Source organism: Reichenbachiella sp., assembly GCF_039944555.1.
Classification (GTDB): domain Bacteria; phylum Bacteroidota; class Bacteroidia; order Cytophagales; family Cyclobacteriaceae; genus Reichenbachiella.
The window spans coordinates 227,303-253,192 of record NZ_JBDUYN010000009.1 but is presented as its reverse complement, the minus strand read 5'-3'; the positions used below and the strand labels follow the sequence as shown (position 1 = coordinate 253,192).

13 protein-coding genes and 2 tRNA genes are annotated in these 25,890 nt (G+C 41.6%); 9 read left to right on the top strand and 6 right to left on the bottom strand.

All coding sequences use genetic code 11. The annotated features are described in order from the left end of the window. Positions 1 to 11: 11 nt before the first annotated feature. From ABJD64_RS17285 to ABJD64_RS17260, 6 genes are all read left to right on the top strand, one after another. Positions 12 to 989, top strand: coding sequence for an RHS repeat-associated core domain-containing protein (locus tag ABJD64_RS17285; protein WP_348181837.1), 978 nt, complete (start codon positions 12 to 14; stop codon positions 987 to 989). Next, positions 979 to 1,710, top strand: a complete 732-nt coding sequence (locus ABJD64_RS17280; RefSeq protein ID WP_348181836.1) for a hypothetical protein — start codon at positions 979 to 981, stop codon at positions 1,708 to 1,710. The genes ABJD64_RS17285 and ABJD64_RS17280 overlap by 11 nt, the downstream gene beginning before the upstream one ends. Positions 1,711 to 1,806: 96 nt before the next feature. After that, positions 1,807 to 2,145: a hypothetical protein gene (locus ABJD64_RS17275; protein WP_348181835.1), complete on the top strand. Its 339-nt coding sequence runs from the start codon at positions 1,807 to 1,809 to the stop codon at positions 2,143 to 2,145. Between the two features lie 76 nt (positions 2,146 to 2,221). Continuing rightward, positions 2,222 to 2,776, top strand: a complete 555-nt coding sequence (locus ABJD64_RS17270; RefSeq protein WP_348181834.1) for a transposase — start codon at positions 2,222 to 2,224, stop codon at positions 2,774 to 2,776. 98 nt (positions 2,777 to 2,874) lie between these two features. Beyond that, positions 2,875 to 3,927: a hypothetical protein gene (locus tag ABJD64_RS17265; RefSeq protein WP_348181833.1), complete on the top strand. Its 1,053-nt coding sequence runs from the start codon at positions 2,875 to 2,877 to the stop codon at positions 3,925 to 3,927. A 311-nt stretch (positions 3,928 to 4,238) separates the two neighbouring features. Then, the gene (locus ABJD64_RS17260; RefSeq protein ID WP_348181832.1) at positions 4,239 to 4,856 is read left to right on the top strand and encodes a luciferase family protein; all 618 of its coding nucleotides are present in this window, start codon (positions 4,239 to 4,241) and stop codon (positions 4,854 to 4,856) included. A gap of 680 nt (positions 4,857 to 5,536) precedes the next feature. On the opposite strand, the gene ABJD64_RS17255 is transcribed toward ABJD64_RS17260, so the two are convergent. Together ABJD64_RS17255 and ABJD64_RS17250 are read right to left on the bottom strand one after the other, a co-directional pair. Further along, positions 5,537 to 5,609, bottom strand: a tRNA-Lys gene (locus ABJD64_RS17255). Positions 5,610 to 5,665: 56 nt separating this feature from the next. Next, positions 5,666 to 5,738 (bottom strand) — tRNA-Lys (locus ABJD64_RS17250). A gap of 75 nt (positions 5,739 to 5,813) precedes the next feature. On the opposite strand from ABJD64_RS17250, the gene ABJD64_RS17245 reads away from it, so the two are divergent. Continuing rightward, the gene (locus ABJD64_RS17245) at positions 5,814 to 6,560 is read left to right on the top strand and encodes an SH3 domain-containing protein (protein WP_348181831.1); all 747 of its coding nucleotides are present in this window, start codon (positions 5,814 to 5,816) and stop codon (positions 6,558 to 6,560) included. On the opposite strand, the gene ABJD64_RS17240 is transcribed toward ABJD64_RS17245, so the two are convergent. After that, the gene (locus tag ABJD64_RS17240; protein ID WP_348181830.1) at positions 6,553 to 7,368 is read right to left on the bottom strand and encodes an SDR family oxidoreductase; all 816 of its coding nucleotides are present in this window, start codon (positions 7,366 to 7,368) and stop codon (positions 6,553 to 6,555) included. The two genes, ABJD64_RS17245 and ABJD64_RS17240, sit on opposite strands and share 8 nt — an antisense overlap. 126 nt (positions 7,369 to 7,494) lie before the next feature. On the opposite strand from ABJD64_RS17240, the gene ABJD64_RS17235 reads away from it, so the two are divergent. After that, positions 7,495 to 9,975 carry a DUF5686 and carboxypeptidase regulatory-like domain-containing protein gene (locus tag ABJD64_RS17235; protein WP_348181829.1) on the top strand — a complete coding sequence of 827 codons (2,481 nt, stop codon included), beginning with the start codon at positions 7,495 to 7,497 and terminating at the stop codon, positions 9,973 to 9,975. A gap of 2 nt (positions 9,976 to 9,977) precedes the next feature. On the opposite strand, the gene ABJD64_RS17230 is transcribed toward ABJD64_RS17235, so the two are convergent. Then, positions 9,978 to 12,548 carry a gliding motility-associated C-terminal domain-containing protein gene (locus ABJD64_RS17230; protein ID WP_348181828.1) on the bottom strand — a complete coding sequence of 857 codons (2,571 nt, stop codon included), beginning with the start codon at positions 12,546 to 12,548 and terminating at the stop codon, positions 9,978 to 9,980. Between the two features lie 149 nt (positions 12,549 to 12,697). On the opposite strand from ABJD64_RS17230, the gene rlmD reads away from it, so the two are divergent. Then, complete coding sequence (rlmD, locus tag ABJD64_RS17225) at positions 12,698 to 14,104, top strand: 23S rRNA (uracil(1939)-C(5))-methyltransferase RlmD (RefSeq protein WP_348181827.1); 1,407 nt, start codon at positions 12,698 to 12,700, stop codon at positions 14,102 to 14,104. Positions 14,105 to 14,426: 322 nt separating this feature from the next. Here the strand turns inward: rlmD and ABJD64_RS17220 are convergent, their stop codons facing one another. Both ABJD64_RS17220 and ABJD64_RS17215 read right to left on the bottom strand, forming a co-directional pair. Next, a complete protein-coding gene (locus tag ABJD64_RS17220) occupies positions 14,427 to 15,677 on the bottom strand; it encodes a putative Ig domain-containing protein (RefSeq protein ID WP_348181826.1) in 1,251 nt (416 codons plus the stop codon). Positions 15,678 to 15,690: 13 nt separating this feature from the next. After that, positions 15,691 to 25,722 carry a LamG-like jellyroll fold domain-containing protein gene (locus tag ABJD64_RS17215; RefSeq protein ID WP_348181825.1) on the bottom strand — a complete coding sequence of 3,344 codons (10,032 nt, stop codon included), beginning with the start codon at positions 25,720 to 25,722 and terminating at the stop codon, positions 15,691 to 15,693. Positions 25,723 to 25,890 lie beyond the last annotated feature (168 nt).

Genomic DNA, 25,890 nt, shown 5'->3' with positions numbered 1-25,890 from the left:
AACTTGACTTGATGCAAAGTAAAGGCACACAACCGGTTTACTTTGATGATATGAAGGTGACGCATACGCATAGTCCGATCGTGAGTAAGGATGATTATTATCCCTTTGGGTTGACGTTTGGTTCTTATGCTAGGGCTGCGAGTGTGGGGCAGAACTTTAAGTTTGGGGGAAAAGAGGAACAGCAAGACTGGCAGGTGTTTGACTTTGAAGCTAGAATGTATGATGCTGTCTTGGGTAGGTTTAATTCAGTTGATCCACATGGGGATTTCTATGAAATGGTTACTCCATATAATTACGCCTTCAATAATCCTTTGTTATTTACCGATCCCACTGGGATGGATAATACCATATACCTAATCGCTGCAGGCGACATGGATACAAAAGAGGCACAGGCAGCTGCGGATATAGCTAATAAAATCTTTGAGGAACTAGGTTTGGAAACGACAGTTACTGTATATGATTCTGAAGCTAATGGTGAATTTGATGCAGATAACCTTGATGAAACAGACAATTGGGCTGTAATAGGAGAAGACCGAAAAGATATAGTTGATACAGCAAGTAAAATTGATTCAGAATGGACTGATCACCTAGAGGATGGTACAAGACCTTGGAGTTCAAGGGATAATCCTGAAACTTCAAATAAGGGAAAAAGTGGAGATAAGAAAGGAATACTTATTGACCACAAAAACAACTTGAATAAGGATGTTAATGGTATTACAGCAACTGAAGGCTCAGGTTGGTCATTGATACATGGAGCTGGACACAGCGCCAAGAAAATCTATGATCAAATGTCGAATAGTGGCGAATATGGACATACCAATTCTGGAATTATGCAGGGAGGAAATGATATGGCAGCAGATGTTGATAGGAACGGAAAACAAAGCATCACAAATCCAGGCAACAATCAAATATATATAGAAGCAATTCAGCAGCGTTATGGTACTAATAAGTCAACAGATAATTATCAAAAAAATAAAAATGGAAAGTAAGAGTAGATTCTTTGGACATGTTTGGCTTGCAATTACATTTTTCTTCTTGAATTGTTCTGGCAACTCTTTGGGATTAAGTGAAATCCCTGCCTTGGAAAATGATCCCCTTATCGAGTCATATAAAGGCAAGGGTATTAGAATGCAATTGTCATATAATGAACTGTCTCCTAATCTTAGAGATACGCTATTGTTTGACCTTAAAGGAAGAATTGAGATTGCATCTGATAATTTCTCAACTAAAGAGTATAAGTACGATAGTATCGGAAATCTGACAAGAATGATGTTAAATCATGATACACCTTCAAATTACTACCTTGAATATTACAAAGAAGGAAACTCTGTTATTCAAAATTGGAATTGGATTAAACATATGAGATGGGAGTTTACAACAGAAGATTTAGATTCTGCTGATAGGGTTATCAAATTTCTATTTGATGATAATGGAAAAATACAAGAAGAAACTAACCTAAACAATGGAGCAGTGACAAAGTATAAGTATGAAAATGAAAAAATCATTGCTAAGCAAGCTTTTGATAAAGGTGCTGATGTTCCTAAGCAACGATGGAATTTCGAGTATAGCAAAAATGGAACTTTAATCAAGGCTAAATATTTCAGCAGAGAAGAATTGATTGTTGAAGATTTTTTAGGCGATGATGGCTTGTTGGATTCGACCAGAAGAAACAACTATACATTGAAATATGAATATGAGTTTTATAAATGATAGTATCAATTAACGGTATATTCATTCCCTATCAAAGCCTGACCTTGTGGTTGGGCTTTGGTGGGTTTGAGTTTGTTCACACCGAAATATTCCAAAATGGCAATTAAAATTACCACAAGTACATTGATCAAAATTGTATTAATTTTTATAGTTTCAATTGTATTTGGGAGTTGGCAGATTGACAATAAACAAGAGGAGTATGAAGCAAGTTTACAAAAAATGAACTATGAGGAATATATTGCTGATTATGAAAACTATAAATCCGATGTCAAGCCTAAACCACATTCACCAGAATTGCGATTCTTCTCAACAGTTTTGGTTTTCTATGGAATTTTTGGAGCGTACGAATTATGCACATTTATCATTTTCCTAATTTCGGCAAGATTCTTAGATCGTTCTCCTAAGTCGTCCAGTGGGACTTCCCACTGGTTGTAGGTTAAGCGCAGCGGTCCTACGACCTATTATGGTCAAGAGCGTCCGCTCTATCTATCCAATTAACTATCTTCACTTAATGGGAAGAAAGTATGCTATTCGAGACCAGCAGGGTCTTTATTTCGTGACCTTCACGGTTGTCAATTGGATCGATTTATTCATCAGAGATGAATACAAAGAAACCATTGTTGAGAGCCTCAACTACTGTAAAATCCATAAGGGGCTTAGACTGTATGCCTATTGCATAATGACAAGTCACATCCATCTAATTGTTAGTTCAGAAGAGGGTAGTAATTTGTCGGATACAATTAGAGATTTCAAGAGTTATACATCGAGTCAGTTAAAAAATAAGATCAAAGAAAATGGTAAAGAAAGTAGGAGGGAGTGGTTAATTTGGATGTTTGAAAGAGCTGGTAAGAAGAATAAGAGAAACAATAGTTTTCAACTGTGGCAACAGAACAATCATCCAATAGAACTCAGTTCAAATGAAATGATGGACCAACGTTTAGACTATATTCATAATAATCCGGTAGAAGCTGGTTTTGTGGATGATCCAAACTCTTGGATTTGGAGTAGTTGCTCGTCCTATCAAAAGAATGCGCAAGGAAAAATTGATGTATACTTTATTGAATAGGTCTTAGCGGACGCTACGACCAGAGGAGACACACTGATTTTTTATTTCTGCACAACATTGGTGGAAGGCAGGGATATAACCGTAAAATATTACATACAATGAAAAATATTACAGCAATCATAATTTTCCTTGCGTCTCATAACGTATTTAGTCAAGACACTACTTATTTAAGTATGAAGTGGGAACAAACGATACGTAGCAACGCTGAATATTATAGACTACAAAGAAAACAAGACACATTATGGGATAGAAGAGATTACTACTTCTCTAACAATCAACTACAAATGTCTGGGACATTTTCATCACTTACTATACCTGCAGTCAAGGAAGGGTATTTTGAATGGTATCATAAGAATGGACAACTAAAACACAAAGGAACATACAAGAGCGGTAAAGAAGTTGGAGAACACCTTTGGTTCTTTGACAATGGAAATATTGAAGCAAAAGAAACTTATGAAGGAGGTCAATTGAATGGAGTTTGGGAAGAATATCACTCCAATGGAAATAAATCAATATTGACCAGCTTCAAAGATGGGTTTCAGCATGGATTTACTCAATACTTTAGGAAAGATGGAACTAAGCACAGTGAAGGACACTTTGTTACAGGTGAAAGAGAAGGAGAATGGAAATATTATAACAGTTTTGGAGAGTTACCTAAAACAATTAATTACAAGACCATTTTTGAATTTCAAGAAGCGAATCTACGATTACGTTTGCCTAATAATGAATGGAAACTGTCTGAACAATCAGCTCAAAGTAAAGATGAATATATATTCAATCGGTCTAGTGTTTTAGACCCAGAAGGAAGAGCAATTTCTCCAGCGATTATGCTATACATCGACGATGCAACAGCATACAATGGTGATGTCACTCTGTACTCTTTGAATAAGAGACATACATTTTTAGAAAGAGGGATTAAAATAAATGAAACCTACATTCAATCAGACAAACAATATCCCTTAGAACTTAAGAATGGCTGCTTTATAAATGCTTCATATACATCGGGAGGACTTGAGCATGTACTATTCATGGTTCATCTAATAACCGATACAAATAAAGGTATTCAGCTTTATATGGACATGACAAAAAACATTGCAGACAAATACGAGGAAGAATTTTGGACAACTTTAACATCTATTAAAGAATTATAGAATCCGATCATTTAGACATTTAAATCATTCCCTATCAAAGCCTGACCTTGTGGTTGGGCTTTGGTGTTATAGGACTAAAAGGTCACAATGCAGCCTCCCCGAAAAACTGGTCTAAGAATAAACTAAGAAAAACTGAATCAATCTTGCAAGAGTGAATGGATAGGCTTACAAAGCTGTTTCAAGCAAAATCGCGACGGTGAGATTGGCCCTTTCTACCAGTATCAGAGGAAAGGAAGGCGCTGGAAGATGTGAAGTCCTACCTGGAATGATATAAATATTGGTTATCTTGGGGTAGGCTCATAGCCGGAAACATGCCATCTACATTGCTAAAAATATCACCCAATTTAAGGATCAAGGTATTAATACTATTGGTTTTCCTTACCGGAGTTTCTTGTAGCAACAAGGATGAGCCACCAATAGACGATGGCAACGTGGTCGAGCCGCTTGAGTATGTCGAATTACCTGTGCGATCTGATGCCATTCCCGAAACGACGACAGGGATACCTCACCAGCAGATTGATGTCGATCTTGTGCCAGAGGTCAACGACGAAATGTTTCGAAGAGTATACTCCTTACCAGGGGTAGAGAATCGAGCGTCTGTAGTTGCGCCCTGGCAGGCTTTATGGCTAACGGAAGACCTGAATATAGGTGTACCAGATGCAATTATTGGCGACCGGGAATTTGCTCATATTCATACCGATGGTAGCTTGCATATCTTCTTAGAACCTGACAGAGCGCTTGCAGCCATAGAGGCCGGCTGGGCAGTTTTACATCCATTTGCCGTGCAACGCCTGGACGGATACGATGGTTTTGTCATGCTGTATACTCCGCAGTCTATCGACGAATTGAATGTCACGTTCCAACTCATAGTGGATGGATACAACTATGTTACTGTACAAAGGATTTTAGCCACGGACTACTATAATTAATAAACCGCCGCATTTGTTCTCATACCTTCAGATCATGTGAGAAGCAACCATTCCTATTCTAAACAGAGAAATGGCCTCACAGCATCATCAGAGAGGATAACTATAGGTTATTACCCTATTGTCTTATCTAAGACAAATGCCTAGATTGGATTTGGGCAATAGTACCTATTGCGGTTAGGAGCGTCGGTATCTAGATTTGTTAAGACAAGTCAGAAGCAGTCTTTCTCAAAATGCTGCAATTCGTTTAAATCACAATTCAACTGCATGCTGACTTGGCCACCTCATCTCTGATAAAGATAGGTATGTAGCTGTCGGGAAGCTGATATCAACCTAACTAATTCCGACGGCATAAGTCCCTCACCTCACGTGGTGAGGGATTTTTTTTTCATCGCCAATCAGATCCAAGTAAAAGGTAATCGTCGGGTTAAGAATTAATCGGCTGGATAACTGAGGTCAGTCCGTAAAGTTGGGGATAGAGTAATTGATTTTCTTTGCCAGAAAAATCTGAAAAAAAGAACATTTATCCAGAGCAGTTTAAAGGTGATAAATTGACATCAAAGAGCTTTCTTTTATGATGTAAAAACTTATACCTGAAATTTCCAATCCGTGAGAAAGACAGAGTGAGCCAGAAAATTGAACAATAAAAAAAACCATCACACTTTCGTACAATGGTTTTGGAGTGATTCGTCTGGGGCTCGAACCCAGGACCCACGCCTTAAAAGGGCGTTGCTCTACCAGCTGAGCTAACGAATCTGCTGGAATATGGACAATAAAAAAACCTCGGCGATTACCGAGATTTTCTCTTGTTGTGATTCGTCTGGGGCTCGAACCCAGGACCCACGCCTTAAAAGGGCGTTGCTCTACCAGCTGAGCTAACGAATCATTCTTTTTTCGCATTGGAAAGTTTCTTTTTTCTAGAACCTTCCCTTATTTTGCGGTTGCAAATGTAGGCACGAGATGAGTAAAAAACAAAACAATATCTTCAAAATTATTACAATACTTTTGGTTGTCCAGATGACCTCTTCTTTTTTGCCTTTAATGGCCAAAACCAATGATGGATTACTGAAGGCCGATTCATTATTTAAGCTGCAAAAATATACGGAGTCTTTCGAAATATACGAGAAGATTTTGGAGGAGCGAAACGAAGCATCGCCGCAAATGTTGATGAAAATGGCTTACATCAAAGAGGGGTTAGGAGACTACAGTCAGGCGTTGATTTATTTAAATAAATATTACCAACAAACCTCTGACAAACGTGCGCAAAACAAGATGCAAGAGTTGGCAGAGGAGCATAGTCTAAATGGTTTTTCGCTGTCAGATGCTGTTTTTTTTAAAGGTCTGATCAATAAGTATTATGTAGAGTTCAATGCCTTGTTGTTCCTAATAGCACTATTTCTAGCTGGAATAGCGGTCTATAGAAAGCTGAAATCCGGTTCTAATGCAATGCCGTACGCGTCTTCTGCAGTAGTCGTGTTGCTGGTTTTCTTTTGGGTGATCAACTTTGAATTGAAAGAGCCTCTGGGCATCATTACCGAAAATCATGCCTATCTTATGACTGGCCCCTCGGCAGGAGCTGATTTGATAGAAGTGGTTACAAAAGGCCATCGTCTAAAGATCCTTGACGACGAGGGTATTTGGATAAAGGTAAATTGGAATGGTCGCGAGGCCTATATCCGTTCTTCAATGATCAAACGGGTTAGTTAGATTTTAATGGGGAATCGGCCTCTTTTGCCAATACATTATAAACTATTTTGTCCATCAGACGAGGGACGAAATGATTGAGGAAATTGAGCCACCAGCATAGCGGGGTAAGGATAAATCCACGGGTCTTCTTTTGGTGCCCTTTGTAAATACGCAAAGCCACCTCTTCTGCAGTCATCATTTTCGTTTCGTCCTTAGGTGATTCTCCCTGTATTTTACCATCGGCCGTGAGTGCGGCATTTCTGATATTGGTTCCTGTATAGCCTGGACTCGCCACCAATACATGAACCCCGCGATACAGAAGTTCGGTTCGTAGGGCCTCAAAAAATCCTTCCATGGCGAACTTGGATGAAGAATAGGCCGTTCGCGCGGGCGTTCCACGGTGCCCATTGATTGACGAGATGCCAATTATCGTACCCTTGGACGCTAAAAGGTGGGGTAGGGCATATTTTACGTAGTTGACAGTACCCATAAAGTTGATATCCATGACCTCCTTGAAAACCTTCAAATCGAGATCTTCAAACATTGCTCTCATGGATACCCCCGCATTACAAATCAGTACGTCCAAACCTCCAAAAACTTCGATTGTTTGTTCGACCACCTTTTGTGCTCCCATTTCACTAGCTGCATCGGCCTGAATGCCAAGCGCTTGGTGGCCGGAATTTTTTAGAGATTGTACTTCCGTATCCAGGCGCTCCTTATTGCGTCCTGTAATTACGATATTGTAACTTTTAGAGGCGTAGAGCTCCGCACAGGCTTTACCAATTCCTGATGTTCCTCCTGTAATGATAACTGTTTGGTTTTTGGGCATGGGTAATGATAATTCAGCTCGAATTTAATAAGTCTTGAGGTAATACTCATTTTTGTGATAAATTGTTTCCGGCATAAAATTCTTTATTAATTTGGTCTTGAATTCCAGTATTGGAGGATTACCTACATGCACCTGTCCCTGAAAATTGTCATACTTACTTTTGCGATCAGCGGTTCCTTTTACCAGGGAGTTGCTTCTGAGCTTTTCGGTACCGTGACGGATCAGTCAGGGGAGCCCCTTCCTTATGCTACTTTGTATATTCTCAACACCACCAAGGGTACCACTACCAATATAGAAGGCCGGTATAGTATCGATTTGCCTCCGGGCAATTACGAAGTGGTATATCAATATGTGGGCTACAAAAAACAACAGGTCTCATTGAAAGTTGATCATAGAAGAATCCTACTCAATGTGGTATTAGAGCCCGAAGTGCTTCAACTGCAGGAGATCGTAGTCAAGGCGGATGGCCCGGACCCTGCCTATGAGGTGATAAAGGCAGCAATAGATAAACGAAAATATCATTCGGAAGAGGTAAACGCCTACCGTTGCAAAGTATACATCAAAGGCATGCAGACGCTCGACGAAAAACCAGATCAAATTCTGGGTATGAATATTCCTCTCGATACCGGCATTGTTTATTTATCTGAATCTGTTTCCGATTTGAGTGTGGCACGACCAGACAAGATTAAGGAAGTTATGATTTCCTCTAAAGTGAGTGGAAGTAATTCAGCGTTTAGTTACAACCAGGGTTCGCAAATGTTGATTTCATTTTATGACAATCTTCTTACTTTCACCGGCCTCTCCGAACGTGGTTTTGTTTCACCTATCGCCAACAATGCTTTGATGTTCTACGACTACAAGCTTGAAGGAACCATGTTGGAGGCAGGCTTATTGGTGAACAAAATCCGAGTGATCCCCAAGCGTAAAAGTGACCCGGTATTTGAAGGTTTTATTTATATACTGGAGGACTCATGGCGCATCCATAGTGTAGATCTTAAATTGACCAAGGCGCACCAGGTAGAATTTATTGACGAACTAAATATCAATCAGGTGTACGCACCGGTGAAAGACAATATCTGGATGGTACTTTCACAGCGCTTTGCCTATTATCTGAATGTATTTGGGTTCAGAGGAAACGGCAACTTCATAGGGATTCATTCTGACTATCAAATAGAGCCTAATTATGAGTTGGTGAAAACCAAAAAGTCAGCACGAATCCAATTATTCCCGGAAGGGTACTTTTCTAATGAAGTGCTAAAAATAGAGAAGGAAGCAAACAAAAGAGATGTAGACTATTGGGAGCTCATTCGTCCGATTCCACTAACTAAAATTGAATCGGTTGACTACCAGGCCAAAGACAGTCTGGAAGAGATCATGCAGTCCAGACCGTATAAAGACTCTATTGATAAGGTGGTGAATAAATTTAACATCGAAAATCTTTTTGTGGGAGGGTATTTTTTTCAGAAGTCTTTTAGGGAAAGATATTTTCGTTTCCAACCGATTTATGACGTATTGCAATACAATACGATCGAAGGAATAACGGTAAACCTGAAGTCAATTTATACCCAGGAGAAAGAAGGAATCTGGAAATACCAGATCATACCCACGGTTCGCTATGGATTTTCCAGTGAGGATTTTTACGCCAAAGCAAAATTCTCCTACCAGTTCAATCCTATCAAACGGACCCGTGCATTTATAGAAGGGGGCAAGTTCGTGTCTCAATTCAATCAGGACGTCTCAATTACGCCACTAATCAATTCGTTTGAAACGCTGGTCAACAGAAGAAACTATATAAAGATGTATGAGAAGTCTTTTGTCAAACTCTACTACTCCAGTGAAATAGTCAATGGCGTAACCTGGAAATCCACCCTTGAATATGCCCGGAGAAACGAACTCTTCAATACTTCTGACTACTCTTTCTTTTATGAAAATGACCGGGTATTCACCCCCAATGCACCAGCCAACATGGAATTGGCAAATACTTCTTTTGGATCGAGTGACGCACTGGTTTTCACTACGAGTTTCAACATCAAGTTTGGCCAGAAGTATATCTCCAGACCGGATATGAAATTTAACCTGGAAAGCCAATATCCGGCCTTGTTTGTGCATTACCGTAAAGGGATCAAGGGATTGGGCTCTCAGGTGGATTTCGATGAGATCGTGATGAGGATTTATAAAGACATGCAATATGGTCTCTTTGGAGGTGGAAATTATACGATTTGGGCAGGTACTTATTTAAATGACAGACGATTGACTTTTGCCGACTTCAAACACCATACGGGCAATCAGTCTGTATTTGCCAATTTTGACAATGACAATTATCAATTACTCGATTATTATCAGTTTAGTACCACTGACTCCTGGTTTGGTATTCATGTAGATCATCATTTCAATGGCTTTATTCTGAACAAATTTCCTTTCATCAGAAAGTCGAAAGCGCAGATTGTCGCATCAGCCAACTATTTAAATACAGATGGTTCCATTCACTATTTTGAATATGGGTTGGGGGTGGAGCATATGTTTAAAGTACTGCGCGTAGATTTCTATGGTGCCTTGCTGGATGGTGCCAATTATGGCAATGGACTTCGGGTAGGGATTGGTTTTTGATCCTAGCGAACTAGTGTGATCGTGCCTTTGTAATCGGTATTGAGGTAGTCGATCTGAAAGTAGTAGGTGCCTGCATCTGCGCCATTTCCTGTCCAAACAAATTCTCTGCTGCTCGATTGAAAAATCTTACTTCCGGTTCGATCGAAAATGATGATAGACTGAAACTGGTCTGCACAATTGTCAGGCGGAAGGTTGTAAATCTGATCGGTAAGATTGGAAAGGGTGTACGTATCGTTGTGTCCATCGCCATTGGGTGTAAATGCGTTGGGTGGCACAAATTGCCCGTAGTCTACTGCGAGTTCGGAAACCTCGAAGGTTACGCTAATGGATTGAGATTCAATGTTAGGGCAGTTGTCGTCAAATACTAAGAAATCTACCGTGTAAGACTCTGTTGCATAGTTCTCTCCTAACAAGGCACACTCGGGTGTCCATGTCAAAGTAGAAGAGACCCGACCGCTTCCTGTACTTCTTTCAAAAGAGAACCCTTCTGAAGGAGGGGCAGAGTTTACAGATAAGAGATCAAGGGTAAGTAGGTCGGAGTTGTCACCATCGTTTGCAATCACATCGAGAACAAATTCTTCATTTATATTCAAACTATAAAAATCATCAATTTCGAATTCCGGTTTGTTATTGGCAGGAACTACCACATTCACGACCACCTCTAAGGTGTCAGCATTGGTTTCTTCACAAAAATCCTGATCCTCCGTTACGAAAAAGATGGAATAGGAGGTGGTTTGGGTAATATTGAGATTGGCACAGGAAAGCTCCCAGGCAAAGGGTGATTCTATGACTCCGTTCTCGAGCCCACCCACAAAAGATATACCTACATTGGATAGGTTGAAGCCGTTTCCAAAAGCACTCAGGGTAATTGGGTCATTGTCAGCATCGGTAGTGCTGACATCAAAGTTCAAACTGCTTTTAATCTGTCGATTGTATAGGGCTTCAGGACCGTCGAGTTGTGGAGAAGTGTTAGGAGGCAGTACTACTTCCAGTTCGTAGAATAAAGTGTCGCCGCTATCGAAAGAACAAGTGTCGTAATCTTCGAGAACAATGCCCAGATCGAACGTATTTCTATCTCCGAAAGGAAAGTTCTGACAGCTCGTATTCCAATTGAAGTTCACCCTTTTTTCACCTTTAGTATCCAGGACCGTATCAAGAGAGATACCATAGGCCACCGGGTCGTAGTCCTCAGCATAAAAGAAAAATCTTAGTGAGTCCAGATCATTGTCTTTTCCAATAAGGAGTTCGTCCAGCGCTACACTTACGCCTTCTGGCTGTGATCTCACCAAGGTAGTTGCGCTCGAGGGGCTGTCATAAAAAGGCTTGGTATTGGGCGGTGCCTCCACATTGAAAATCATACGGACGGTATCCCGTTGTGGGAGCGGACAGGCATTGTCAGAGGCGATCAAGTCAATGATGTATGGTTCACTTGCAAGATACGGGCAATCTGAGATGCACACCTCTACACGAAGCGTATCTCCTGACGCATTGATCGGACCGGAGCTAAACTCAAAAATGTCAGAAACCTCTTCATCAAAGTTCACACCTTCTGCCTTTAATGTCACATTTTCACCGGCATTGTCCACCACTAGGTATTCAAAACATTTCTCCTCGGCCGCAGAATAATTGATGATATCAATCTCGTTGTAGAATTCAGTTTCACCTGGCAGTCGAACTTCGGCATTGGGTGGAGTGGGAGGGTCGCAACCGTCCAATACCAGCATTTGGAAATCGCGCCTTAGCTCACCGATTTTTTCTTTGTTTCTAAACTCTTCTACCAGAACAGAAAAAACATAAAGTCCGGTAAATGTGGGGTTTACAGTGAGAAAACCACTGGAGGTAATACCCAACGCGGGGTTGCCGGGAATAATATTGTTGATATCAGTTCCGTTTGCATAAATCAGTTCCAAAAATGGTTTGGGCTGTGGTATTGGGAGAGCCACTTGAGAAGAACTGTTGTACGGCAACTGGAGTGAGTAAGCGATAGAATCACCGTCTGCGTCTGTTCCGGCAAAATCAGTATAATAGGTTTGGTTGACACAGGCGTAATCACTCAATGGAGGAAAAAGCTGTGGAGAAGAGTTGATAAACTGCTTGCCGTCTTTGAAAACAGGAGGAAATTCTAAGGTATAGGTCATTCCTTGACCACCCGGATTTACAATATTCGAAATGGAGGTATTTCTGCAGCATCTTTCCCACGATATGTAGTAACCTTCAGGCTCATTGAAAATTTCTGGTTCAAGTGTAATTTCTGCGCTATAAAAGACTCTTGAGGTTGCAAGAGAGCCAATCGCACATTCCGGATTGGTATAGAGTACGGCCTCCTCGGTAGTAAGCGTCAGTGTCTCAGTTCGAATCAGCGTATTGTCACTGTTGCGGAAAATATAGACCAATACAGAAAAATCTGGTCCCGGATTCGAGGTCTGTGCGCGATCAAAATATTGGATCAGGTTTAGGTTGTATCTGTAGCCATCGATATGCACCAACTCCATCTCGCCTCCTACGATGTGGAAGGAAAGGGCGTGGAGGTTGGAAATGATCACAGCCAGCAATATTAGTAATGGTCTTTTCATCCGTATGGACAAGATAGTGACATAGTGGGAAATAATTTTAAGAATAGTCCCAGTTTTAATTGATTCTGTCGGTAAGTGTCTTTTGAAATGTGAAATTTGAAAATTCAAAATTGTTTATTCAAGCTTTGAATTATCTAGTTTTGCGGCCAATGGCAAGAAAGAAAAAGAACATAGTGATAGAAAACCTGACCATAGAGGCTGTGGCGGCAGAAGGCAAAAGTCTGGCCCGTCAGGACGGTCAGGTGATATTTATAGAAAAGACAGTTCCTGGAGATGTAGTCGATGTACAGATCAGAAAGAAACGGAAGGCTTATTCGGAAGGATATCCTTTGAAATTTCACAAGTATTCTGATCTAAGAATTGATCCGATTTGCGAGCATTTTGGTGTCTGCGGTGGTTGCAAATGGCAAAACCTGGCCTATGATTCTCAGTTGGCCTTCAAGCAGCAACAGGTAGAGGATCACCTGACCAGAATAGGGAAGGTGGAATTGCCAGAGTTATCACCGATCATTGGATCAGCCAAGACAGAGCGCTATCGCAATAAATTGGAATTCACCTTTTCCAACAAAAAGTGGTTGACCAAGGAGCAAATAGACTCCGAGGAAGTAATTGAAAGAAATGCATTAGGTTTTCATGTACCTCGTTTGTTTGACAAGATCGTAGACATAGAAACTTGTCACTTGATGGCTGATCCAGCCAATGCCATTAAAAATGAAATTCGCTCCTTTGCTCTGGCCAATGACTACTCCTTTTTTGATATCAGAGAACAGCATGGTCTGTTGCGCATACTTATGATCAGGTATACCGATGCCGGAGAATTGATGGTACTGGTTCAATTTTTTGAAGAGGAACAGGAGAGAATCGATCTACTCATGAATCATATCAAAGACAAATTTCCTGAGATCACTTCTTTGCTATATGTCATCAACCAAAAGAAAAATGACACCATCTATGATCAGGATATTATCACCTTTTCCGGCAAGGATCACATCATCGAAAAGATGGGAGACTTGCAATTCAAGATAGGACCGAAGTCCTTTTATCAGACCAATTCGCAACAAGCCAAAATATTATATGACAAGACCATAGCGTTTGCAGACTTTAAAGGTGACGAGTTGGTTTATGATCTCTATACCGGGACGGGTACTATCGCGAATTATTGTGCAGGTCAAGTTAAAAAAGTGGTAGGCATAGAATATGTGGAAGAGGCCATTCAGGATGCGTTTGTCAATGCAGAAGTGAACGGAATCACAAATACTGACTTTTTTGCGGGCGACATGAAGGATCTACTCAATGATGCTTTCATATCCGAGCATGGTCAGCCGGATGTGATCATTACAGATCCACCAAGAGCCGGTATGCACGAAAATGTAGTGAACATGATCCTGAAGGTAGCCCCGAAGAAAGTGGTATATGTGAGTTGTAATCCAGCGACTCAGGCTAGAGATATCTCACTAATGGATGAGCAATATAGTGTGACCAAAGTTCAGCCGGTGGACATGTTTCCGCATACACATCATGTGGAATGTGTGATTTTGTTAGAACTGAGAGGTTAGTGAGAAATTTCTCTGCGTATTTTTGTCCGATTTTGGTCCGCGAACAAAAGCAAATAAATCAACTAACACCCGTTCAAGAATATAGATTTTAGATATAGAGGGTTTCTAATATAAAGCATTAGAAAAGAGTACAATATTTAGTGGTGCAGATTGGTTAACTATTTTCCTGATATCGCTATGAGTTTAAAACTGCGTTTGCTATTTCTATTTATAGGATAATGCTTATTTCTTAAGCATGAAGGCCACACTTTGAGTAGATAACTCTATTATTGAAAAACTGCTAATGATGCCTTAAAATTCCTTAATCTGATTATTTAACTTCTCACTTCCGAATTAACCTGAAAAACCTCTCCTCTCCATCCAGATTTAAGAAGTGCATAATGTAGTGACCGCCAGGAAGAGCCGATAAATCAACCATGTCGATGGGTTGAGTTCCATCCAGTTGATAAACTACCCTGCCATGACCATCAATTAAGGACAGACTGCCCTGTACAGGTTTACTGAAACTGATAGCATTCTGAGTAGGGTTTGGATAGACCGTAAGTGCATCAGCTTGGTTATCATCAATGCCAGTTATCGGTGTGGATACTACCGTGATAAGGAAAAGCTGGCTAGCAGATACTCCGAAGCTATCATTTACAGTTACAGTAACTTCATGAATTCCCACATCATTGTTATTAGGAGTCCAACTCAATGTTCCGGTCAGTTGATTAATCAATACACCTGCTTCTATGGACGAGGCATCTAGAGAAAAACTCAGTGTCTGCTTTGGAAGATCAGGATCGGAAGCAGTAATCGTGAATAATAACTGCTCAGATACTATGACCTCCTGATCATCTATATCTTTAATTTGTGGTGCTTGGTTCACCTCATTGACGGTTATGACAACTACTATTTCGTCGGTCAAGATCCCATCAGTGACCGTAAAGGTCACCGTATGCTCTCCATCCTGATCTTCCTCGGGGGTCCATGTGAAATCACCAGTTTCGCCATCCATCTCCATACCTTTGTCGGAAGAAGTATCATCTATGCTAAAGGAAAATGTTGTCTCCGGATCTGAATGAACAGCTGTTGCCGTAAACACAATTTCCTGCAACTCGTCAACGGTCTTATTTTCAACGTTATCTAGATTTAGCGTGTGAGTATTATTAACAGTTCCGGTGAGAATAGAGGGGCTCGAAACCGTCCCTAGTACCTTATCACTTTGAAAACTCACTGGATCAAGCAGGTCAATAACTTTATCCTGATCGGGATTATACAATGAGAAAGTGATCTCTGCGCCGCTGCTCGTATTGCTGAAGACTGTTAAGAAAAACAGGTGATCGCTGATAGATTCGACAAGGATCGGGTTGGATACGCCTCTTACCTGTCCATTTTCAAACGCAGCCAATATCACTTGAGTATTGGTGACCTGAACATCATTTAGCATCACGATACCTGTAATGGTCATAGAATGTTCGAAACTACTTGCATCCACAAACCAGTTAGGGGTCTGAGCTTTTGCAGCGTAAGTCAATACCAAACAACCAAGAAGTAAGAGAATATTTTTCATCTTTTCTAAAAATCTTTTCATCTCACAGTTGTGCTTACTCCTTGACGATTAATCGTTCTTCTCGGTAATCTCCCGAGACAACAGACAATACATATGTCCCTGAGGATAACTCTAACAATGATAATTCAGTCTTTAAACTCCCGTAACCATCTGTATTTAAGGTTTTGGTCTCAATGGTAGTACCAACCAAAGAGTGGATCTTAATGGTTACTTCCCGATCAGGAACCTCTAAAGCTAATTTAACCCGTAGGAGGTCGGTTATGGGATTAGGATATAGGGTGAGCTGCTCATCAAGCTCATCTTCAATTCCTGCCACTAAGGCCGTTCTTCCATTCAAACTTATTGGCGCTTTGGGCGATCCTAAAATCGCGTCAGCCTTGAAGGTGATCTCCTCAACAATCTCTACCTCCTGTCCGGTTGTCTCATTGTAAAGCTTGAAGGTCAAATTGATATCATCTTGTTCGCCCATCGTAGTAAGGAAATATACTTTATCGCCGTTAGGCATTTTGGTTGGGGAGATATAGCCGCGGCTTTCATTTCCTGAAAAAGCTAGCAGTACCTCACTTCCAGTCAGGCTAAGATCGGAAGCATTTTCGATATGAGCTATAACGGACATATTATTGGCAAAATGTGCCGGTTCTATGAGCCATTCTTCGGGAATATCATAGTTTTTGTTAATCATTGATCTTCCGGAGGCCAGGCTACTTTGTCGGGGATAGATAATGTTTCCTGATGTCGAAGTAAAGAGCATATAGCCTTCTGTAGGCCTCAATGTTTGCAAAGAGCCAATCCAACCCAACGCTCCACTGTAGATGGCGAATAAATTGATGTTCTTAACAAGATCACCATCTTGAGGATTCATTGTGGCCAAGGCTTCCTCCACAGTCATATTCTCTTCGGGAATAAAGCCCAGATAATTCCAACCTTCAACAAAGCTTATAGGAGCATCACCTGGATTGATTGGCGTTCCTTTAATAGTTAGTTCAGCAGCTTCAGTCAGTTTTACTTTGTAAAGTGACTCTGGCTGAATGCCTCCATTGGCTGTAATCGTGCCTACCCAACCCGTGACATCATCGTATTGATCGAAAAAGGTCTGGCTCTTGATAATATCTCCGGTAGCACCTATTCCATTCAAAGTGGCATCAACTGAGTTCAAGTTGTCCGATTGCAGATTCATTGAAACCCAAGTCCATCCGGCTTTCAAATTTAAGGTGGTGCTGATTTGGTCATCAGCAACAATATCCTGAGGGTTGAGAGCGTTTCCAACAATACCATTAGGCTCAAAAGCAAGTTGCGGTGTTACCTTCACATGCACTTTTCCGGTACTTGCATCCCATATTTGAAATTCGATTGTTTCACCCGAAACCTCGTTGCTGTAAACATTGAGGAAAATCTGGTAATCATCTAGTTCTTCAATGTACTGGACGTTAGCTACACCTCTGATCTCACCATTAACGAAGGCCGCAACCCTATCGAATTCATCCGTAGAAGATACATTTTCTATGATCGGATTTCCGAAAATGTTCATGGTCAACTGAAAGTCTTCAGGGTTGATTGTCCACTCGGGAGCTGCTTCCATTACCCTGATGTTTACATTCAATCTTTCATCAAAGTCAAGAGCTGTACTTAGATTGATACCTTGTTGGTAGCTGCCGACATTTAGACCCTCATTTACTTCAAAAACGATTTCTAGTATGCTGTTGGGTTGTATGACACCAAACTCCTGGGAAGTACTTAACCACGCGGGCAGGTTCTCAAGGTTGTACTCATAGGGGATACCACCAAGATTAGCGACGCCAACTGTAAAACTCAATGCCTCTCCAGTCAGTTTGATCAATTCGATATTCGATTCCTGCCATACCACCTCATTTTGCTCTATAAAGGCTATCCAACTGGCTGGCGAACTCATTTTGTTTCCAAACAGATCCTGGATATCTTGAATCGTAATTTCGATCACCTGGCCTTCAATGCGGTTGGCATCAACAATTGGTGTAATGAGAATTTCTTCGTCACTTACCGTAAAAGTGAAAGGAATGCCCTGAACAGATCTGACATCTTTGATAGCAGCTGCTTCACCAGGTTGGGAATAAGTCTCTCCTGCATTAGCAGTTGCCAAACTACCTGTAATAAGGAGATCAGAGATCAATTGGTCTTCCAAAGACTCTTGCATAATAATGGCACCCAGAACATCCACGTATTCCTCAAAAGGGTAGTAGGCTACTAAACCAACTTCATCGCCAGCCAATTTGGTATTCGCATAGAGGTCAATATGATCCTGCTTTCTGGCAGTATTCCAAATACGGAATTCATCCATTCTACCCTGGAAGTACTGATCAAAATCGGTAGTAATGGGATCAGTCAGTTTTGCCCTTGTCCCAAGCCACATGTTTGTTCCTGCCAGCTGACTAAAATTGAAGCTGGCACTTTGTCGTTGCAACACTCCATCTACGTATGACTTAGCATTAGACCGCCGATCTATGGTGAAAGCAAAATGATGCCATTCATCGTCAAAGTAGTTTTCCTCCGTAGCGGTAAAATCAAATCCATTATTTAACACGTGAATTTGGCCTGCTGATGTACCATAAATATTCATGGCCAACTTAGGATCGGAGAAAACCTCAACACCATCTCCAAGTCCGTTTGAGAATAAGCTGACATTAGCTGAAGGAAGCGCCGCTTTAAACCAAAACTCAATCGTGAGGTCGGTCTGGTCATCTATGATCACATTTTGGCCATTGAAGGCGAGGTGCTGGCTGGTGCCATCGAAATCGAATGCTACACCTCCCGGGCGAAGTACCCAGGTACCGTAGGCATTCATGTTACGTCCGGAGGCTTTATCCAAAGCCAGATTTCCGGTCCCCTCATCAAGCGGCCAATAACCATAAAGGCCTAGTTCTTTCCCGGAGAGGGTCACAGACATATTAGCGATTATTTCACCAAATGATCGTACATCTTCCCAAATTCTGAATTCATGAATAGAACCTGCAAGGAAGTTAGTGCCTGATACATTTTGCCCAAGAAAGGCAGTTTCAATATCGGCGGAGACAAAGGCTACTGATGACTGCTCAAAAATGAGACCGTCATTGAGGTACACTTTTAGCGCATGGGATTCTCTGTTATAGCTCATGGCCCAGTGCTGCCACGCATCTTCCGGGAAGACAACTGTATAAAATGAACTTGGATCGATTAGGTAGTTGTTCCCACCGAAAGCCAAATTGATATTGCCTCCGGCATCAAACGACCAGCCAATTTGAGCATCATCAACACCTTTAGAAAAGACCGTACCAGTAGCACCGATTTCACGCTGCAACCAATATTCAATAGTAAATGACTTGTTGTTGAGGGATATGCCATTTACAGAAGCATAATCATCAACTCCGTCAAATCCAATACTGGTATTGTGGGAGACATCGGCTCCATTGAGAACTCCTGTCACGGACATGTTGAAGCCCTTTACCAGGCCTGTTTCGATGGACTCATTGAATCTCATAGAGATATCTTCACCCGGCCCTAAAATACCATCACTGGGCTCCGGTGTTCCAAAGGGAACTGGCGTTACCCGGTCAATCGTTCCTGTAATAAAGTCAGTTTCGAATATAGATCCATCAGAACATTGAGCAGTAGCTCTTAGTTGATATTGGCGATCGATCAAACTAGATACATCCCAGTCAAAAACTAAACTGCTTCCCTCTATTGGTCCCTTAGGTCCGGAGAACTGATCGTACTCAAGACTGGCGATGTCAGCAAAAAAGGCCGCCGCATTGATTGGACTTCCACCGATTGATTGATAGTGGAAATTTATCCTTTCCAAAGAAGAAAGATTAGGGTCAAAATCTTCCAGTGAAATCTGAGCACTGTTGTTGTCGGCATGGTTGATTACCCAGTTATCAGCCAAATTCCCGATGGAGACTGATGAGCATTCCGGCTGAAAGGATACTGAAACGTAGACCGTATCGGCAATGACTTCAAGGTCACTGGTAGGATCAAATTGACAGGTAGAGCTCAAGATCAACCCTATATCATTATACTCGAATACATCTGGCTGCCCCTTGGCGATGGTCAGGGTTTTTTGTAAAGTTTCTCCAAATGGGACTAAAAAGGATTGCTCGGGATCTGTGCCATCAATCAATAGGATAGCGCCATCAGGATTAGTAGACTCATCGATTCGGAAATCGTACCACATTGGTGAAGAAGACCCACTTAAATTCTGAAGTTTTAAAGTGAAGATTGCTTCTTCATCCTCCGGAACGTCAGTCAAGATTGATGGTTCCACATTTATTTCTGGTACTTCTCGTTGAATGGTTGCTGTATGGAGCTCATAAGTGGCCTGAGTATTTGGATTAATATAGAAATCGGTCTCTTCGCCATCTTCATAAGGGCACCGTGTTGAACCACCACGAGTGGTAAAAATGGGGCTGGAGATACCAAATCGCGAGATGTCGAAAGCACCGTTGTCGTTCATTTTATTACTCACCGTCTCTCTAAAGTTGTACAAACCAACGGCATCATAAATCTGTAGGCCAACATCTATTGCAAAGAAGGCAGCTGAAACATAGGCATTATTCCTGGCAGTGGCCTTGGAGGTGATTTTTCCAATTTTCTTTTTGATAGCCGCCTTTGCTACCCTCTTGACACCAGTTTTAGAGGATGTGAAAACATAGTTATTCATCCAGTCGTCTCTATCAGCTACCCATTCTGAGAACTCATCAATCCCATAGAAACCAGAACCATCCGCAGCCTTGACATCTATGCTATATGAATCCCCTTCGTCACTCTCGTCGATGACATAACCAAAAGTGACCGAGTTGGTAATAGTACCTCCAGTTTCCGATTCGAAAGTAGCACCGAAATCAGATCTGGAATTGAGTCTGAAACCTTTTCCACTTTGGATGAATCCGGCGTTAGAATTCCCATAAACATTGAAAGTGTTAACCCTATTCTGAGTGTATTCGGAGGTAATGTCCTGGCTTATCGTATTTTCAATTGATCCGGTAGAGCCATCAATAGATATATTACGGACCAATTGGGCATTAACTTTATCGGCCTCATTTAGCGCTAAAACGCCTAGCCAGACCCCTATTTGCTGGTTGAGGAACCCCACGGAATCCTGAATGTCATATGTTTCAACACCGGTTAAATCGATGGTGTAGGAGGCGAAATTGGCTGTGTCAATTCCTACCGCATGTAAGGAATCATTGAGATGATCTATATCAAGATCGTCATTGCTCATACCCCAGTAGCGATTATCCAAGGGGAAATTGGAAGTGTAATTTGGCGAATTGATCAATACGTCATCCCGGAGGGCAATCAGATCAGGAATTATCTCATTGATCAACTGCCGTTGGGAATAAATGAAATAGGTTTCTAACCCGCTATCATCTATGACAATCCCATCTACGAAAGCCATGACGATGTCATCATCTGTTGAAGGGATGTCGGCGTAATCAATAAAGTCGAGTCCATTGTCTACTGCGAAACTCTTGGTCACCGGCTTGAGATTGGTGGATTGAGAGATGAAGGCATTATAGGCCTTGCCGATGTAAAGGTCTGCATTTGAGCCGACATCCTCAGGGTCTCTGCTGGTTTCAATACGTTCATTAAAAGTGAAAGTCTCGCTGAATCGCCCACTTTGGCTCACTGCTCTTTTGATTTCCAGTCCTTTTTCGGAGTCATTCACAAAGTCAAATTCCTGGAAAGGCCCAGCCAACCCACCACCAAACGCGATGCTAAAACCTTTGTATAAAGTAAGGTCCAATGACGATTCCTTATTGTCCGACGAACTCCACGCTTCTTCCTTGGTATAACTTGAACCTTGCTCGATATAAGCGTAACTGTTGCTCCCCGGTGGATCATGCAAAATAATTTCAGGCACTTCAGGGCCATAGGTAATGAAGTCAGTGCCATCCAGAGGCTGTGCACCTAATAGGTAACCGCGATAAACATCTCCTTCATTCCAGGTAATATTATCGGATGAGGTAGAGGCAAGTATCTCCAGCGTTTTTGTATAAGAGTTTGCGCCATCCATCGAAAGACTGGGTGGGCCGCCTACAAACTCAAATAAGTATTTTCCCTCGCTGTTTGTTTGTCCTGTGATAGACCCGGGCGTTACACTTAGGTTGTTTATCACCGTGATGTCCGCTTCTTCAACAGGGACATGATCTGTTAGCAAACCAAATTCCGGGTGAGCCGGATTGATATACTGTTCTACCAATTGTACCTCCACTTCGTAATCATTCCCCAGTTGATAGACATCAAATCTGAACGGGTTGTTCTCCCCAAGTTCAAGTGTGTCTGCTTCTCCTGTTGATTGGTTGATAAAATAGACCACACTATCACCCCTTAACTCTTCTCCGGTTGAAGCGTCTGACACTTCAATAATTGGCGTGGTACGTATGGTAAAAGACAGGTTATGCTGATAAGTGAAAGTATCGATGGCTTCGACCACGCCTTCACTGTTAAAAGTAGTATCAACCAAAATGGTTTCGTTGAGACTATTACGAAGATCCAAAACAGACAGCTCAGTAGATGGGATAATGTAACCTCCCGCCGTCAAAATGTCACTTAAAATGAACTGCTCAGGGATCAATTCTATTTCATACTCCCCGGAGGTTGGATCGGTATCAACAGAGGCCGTTGGGAAGTTATAAGCCTCATTCTGCAAGTCAAGCGTGATAGTAGTAACACCCACATTGTTTACTGACTTTCCGAAGCCGATTACTTTCTCCGCTTCTACAAGTCCACCCACTACTCTGCCAGCTACTTTTACTTTGGTACTGTCGGTAAAATTCACCGTGAGGTCTTCAATGAACTCATGGAAAACAATACTCCCAAAGTCATCTAACGGTGGAAAGAATCCTTTGGAAAACACATGTCCTTCCTTCTCAACCGAAAGGTAATGATTGCCAATCGGCACATTGATTTCGTAATTCCCTTCGTTATCTGTTCTTACAATCTTGTTGTCTATTCCAATGGCCTCCAAACCATCAATTAGGATACTAGCACCCTCTACAGGCACATTGGTATCCTTATAGGTCACTTTTCCATTGACAGTGAAAAATGAAATATCGGTGAAGTCCACTTCATTTTGAACCTGAGCCCCATCCCCCAAATAGATCGATCTGGAGGAAGGCTCAAATTCATGCTGGCCAAATGCCGGTGTCACTCTAAAGATATTTCCAGAACCACTATAAGGGATATAACCTACTGTAAAATCACCAAAAGCATCAGCAGTACCCTTCACTCCCAGTTGTACAGATGCAGGGATGATACTGGAAAAACCTGCGCCCTCAGCAAAAGTACCGTCATGTTTATTGAAAAATTCTCCATCTTTAGAAGTATCATAGATTTGACTTCCTATTCCTTCATCGCATCGATAGTATGCAAGCAGGCCTGAAACATTGTTGTTGATGTACCTGTTGTAATTTCCAGCAATTTCCTCAGCTGTCCGAGCGGTAGACCAAATCCTTAATTCGTCAAGATTTCCATCGAAAAACAAATCAGGGCCATGTGTTCCATTAAATACATCTGCTGCTGACTCAGCACCTATAAATCCAAATCGGGTTGTTCCGGTACCCATGGTAGTACCCAGCGTAGAGGTGGCATCAAGTTGACCATCAATATAAATAGTAGCTACACCATTGTTGTAAACTGCAGCTATATGGTGCCATGCTCCATCATCTATTCTTGTTACACCGCCTAAATCCAATGGCCCTGTATTTGTTTGGACTGACCAACCAACTTTGCCTTCATCAGCTGCATCTCCATTAATCTCCAATTGCCAATAGTTGTTGCGATCAAATGAAATTATAGGCTGATCACCGCTGTTCAACGTTTTTATCCATGCTTCTACTGTGATCTCTGTATAGCTACTTCTTTCGTAAGTGAGTCCATCGATAGCCACATGATCATTTACGCCATCGAAACGCAAACTCTTTCCTGAGTTGACACCGTCCTGTCTTTCAAAAATGATGTTGACACCTTCCACAGCATTACCTCCTGCATATTCCACATGTCCATTGGCTATTCCAAAAGGTTGTCTGAACCCTACGTCATTTACTTCATTTGTATAGACAAGTTCATCATTGCAAGTAGATTCCCCGGTAACCCGGTAGTTATATAAAGTTGATGCGGATGCTGTTTCATCATCAAACAATAGATCATTGTCGATTACTTTGATCAGCTGATAATTGTCCTCACCGGCTATGGTTCGTTCTATTCTGAAACGATCCACAGCTGACAGGCTACCATTAATTTCCCATTCAATTCTTACAGAATTACTGAAATAACCTTTGGAGGCTTCTACAAAAGCAATCACATTACTCAAATCTTTGCCCAGCAACGCTGTTTGGGTCGTATTAGAAAAAACCCCTGAGGCTGAGCATTCATTGGTCGCAGCAATCTTATAGCGGTAAGTCTGACAAATAACTACCTGATCATCTGTATAGGTAGTGATACCTGCACCTAAAGGAATATCTACAACACCAGAGCCATCTTCGTTTTCTCTTCTAAGAACAAATCCGTCTGCATTATTACCACCTGGGTTTGTCCAGGAAATGTCAAACTGATTATTTACCTGATCCACGAAAACTGATAAATCATTGGGTGAGACAGGTGGTTGGGAAGTAAAACCATTGATCACGCCGGAAGGCGCTCCAATCACAGGACATCCATTTCCGCCATTTCCACTGGCCGCTATGCGATAATAGTAATTGGTTTCAATATTTACACTGTTATCAGTATAAACTCCGATGTTGCCATTGATGGAGGCTACAGTAACTGCATTGGCCATGTTACTATTTATAGATCTTTCAATTTTCCACTTTGGCGGTTGATTACCAGACCAACTCCAGGATAAATCGATAGTAGCATCGCACTTATTTGTACTTACCTGAAATGAATTGACAGCACTATACTCCTCAGGAATGGTTCCGGCATTACTCACCAGCTTTTCGTCTGATATCTTCTTGATACCATCAACGAACCAGTATGTTTCCAAATTATAAATATGACTATCTCCGGCGGAAACATCGTTATCTGTATAAGACCTGTTCGGACCTTCATAAAGCACCTGGTTGCCTCGTGTCAATCGGTAGTTTACGAAGTTATTGACCCCATAATCAGGATTACTATTGTAGCGATAAAACGTTGAACTGTTGTTAAGATCAGTCCAATTCAAATCGACAGAATTCTGACACTCACTGGCGTTCAAAGAAATTGCAATTCGCCCATCTCCCATAGCCGGAGGCTTCAACGGTGGTGTTAGTGAACTTGTGACAGTGATTGCAGCTCTACTTGGTCTTGCATCAAATTCCCCCGCAGCAGCACGATCCTCAAATCGTTGCTCCAGTCCACTTCCAGTAGATTCATTACCATGATAATATCTGCGCAAGTATTGCGTACTGGGGTGCGTAACATTAACCTCCTCATCATAGTACTTTTGTACTGTTGCCTGACTCAATTCAACGCTCCAAAGACGGAATTCACTCACATAAAACCTTCCCTTTGTGCCATTGAGCCTTCCCAGACCGCCAAGCTCTGAATTCCCAGGGCCATTATTTGGCAAGAAGCCCGAGGCAATTCCATCTACCTGCTGGCTGATTGCCAATTCACCATCAATATATAAGCGAAGACGCCCGGTTTCTCCGAAAGTGATGGCCACATGCCTCCAATTATCTTTAAATAGAGGAGCATTGTAGTTGTTGTCATAGGAGTATTGTCTATTCAAACCAACTGCTCCGGTCGACTCAAATGACCAGTTGTTAGGAAGGTTGTTCACTACTCGGCCATCACCATAATAGGCCACGGAAAACTCATTGTTTCCACTACGGAATTTAAAAAAGTTGAAGTCATCACCGCCATTCCCTCTCATATGCACCCAGGCCTCCACCGTGAAAGAGCCACTTTCAATACCCATAACCTGATCATCGGCCCGGCTTATCTGTAAGAAGGGTAGTAGATTTTCATCCAAATCGAGACTGATAGCACCATGGCGGTTGGGAGTCTGAGCGATACTGCTCATAGAGAAAAGTATTGTGACTATAATAGAAATTACGAGTGACTTTTTCATGAGATTTGATTTTTTTGGTTTGATTCCAGGCTTAAAAAAAATATTCCATTGATAGCAAAGGCCGAATTGCGAACACTATAAGGTCCCGAAACCAGTGTGTAAGTAAATATGACTGAGGACTGAGCCAGTTATATTGACAGTTGGTACCTTTCATTGGGCCTCGTAAAT

Bases quoted from the DNA above. Each gene is read 5' to 3' on its own strand.
- rlmD (WP_348181827.1), top strand. From the start codon at position 12,698: ATGGCAAGAAAGAAAAAGAACATAGTGATAGAAAACCTGACCATAGAG.
- ABJD64_RS17235 (WP_348181829.1), top strand. From the start codon at position 7,495: ATGCACCTGTCCCTGAAAATTGTCATACTTACTTTTGCGATCAGCGGT.
- ABJD64_RS17230 (WP_348181828.1), bottom strand. From the start codon at position 12,548: ATGAAAAGACCATTACTAATATTGCTGGCTGTGATCATTTCCAACCTC.
- ABJD64_RS17245 (WP_348181831.1), top strand. From the start codon at position 5,814: ATGAGTAAAAAACAAAACAATATCTTCAAAATTATTACAATACTTTTG.
- ABJD64_RS17280 (WP_348181836.1), top strand. From the start codon at position 979: ATGGAAAGTAAGAGTAGATTCTTTGGACATGTTTGGCTTGCAATTACA.
- ABJD64_RS17265 (WP_348181833.1), top strand. From the start codon at position 2,875: ATGAAAAATATTACAGCAATCATAATTTTCCTTGCGTCTCATAACGTA.
- ABJD64_RS17270 (WP_348181834.1), top strand. From the start codon at position 2,222: ATGGGAAGAAAGTATGCTATTCGAGACCAGCAGGGTCTTTATTTCGTG.
- ABJD64_RS17240 (WP_348181830.1), bottom strand. From the start codon at position 7,368: ATGCCCAAAAACCAAACAGTTATCATTACAGGAGGAACATCAGGAATT.
- ABJD64_RS17285 (WP_348181837.1), top strand. From the start codon at position 12: ATGCAAAGTAAAGGCACACAACCGGTTTACTTTGATGATATGAAGGTG.
- ABJD64_RS17220 (WP_348181826.1), bottom strand. From the start codon at position 15,677: ATGAAAAGATTTTTAGAAAAGATGAAAAATATTCTCTTACTTCTTGGT.
- ABJD64_RS17215 (WP_348181825.1), bottom strand. From the start codon at position 25,722: ATGAAAAAGTCACTCGTAATTTCTATTATAGTCACAATACTTTTCTCT.
- ABJD64_RS17275 (WP_348181835.1), top strand. From the start codon at position 1,807: ATGGCAATTAAAATTACCACAAGTACATTGATCAAAATTGTATTAATT.
- ABJD64_RS17260 (WP_348181832.1), top strand. From the start codon at position 4,239: ATGCCATCTACATTGCTAAAAATATCACCCAATTTAAGGATCAAGGTA.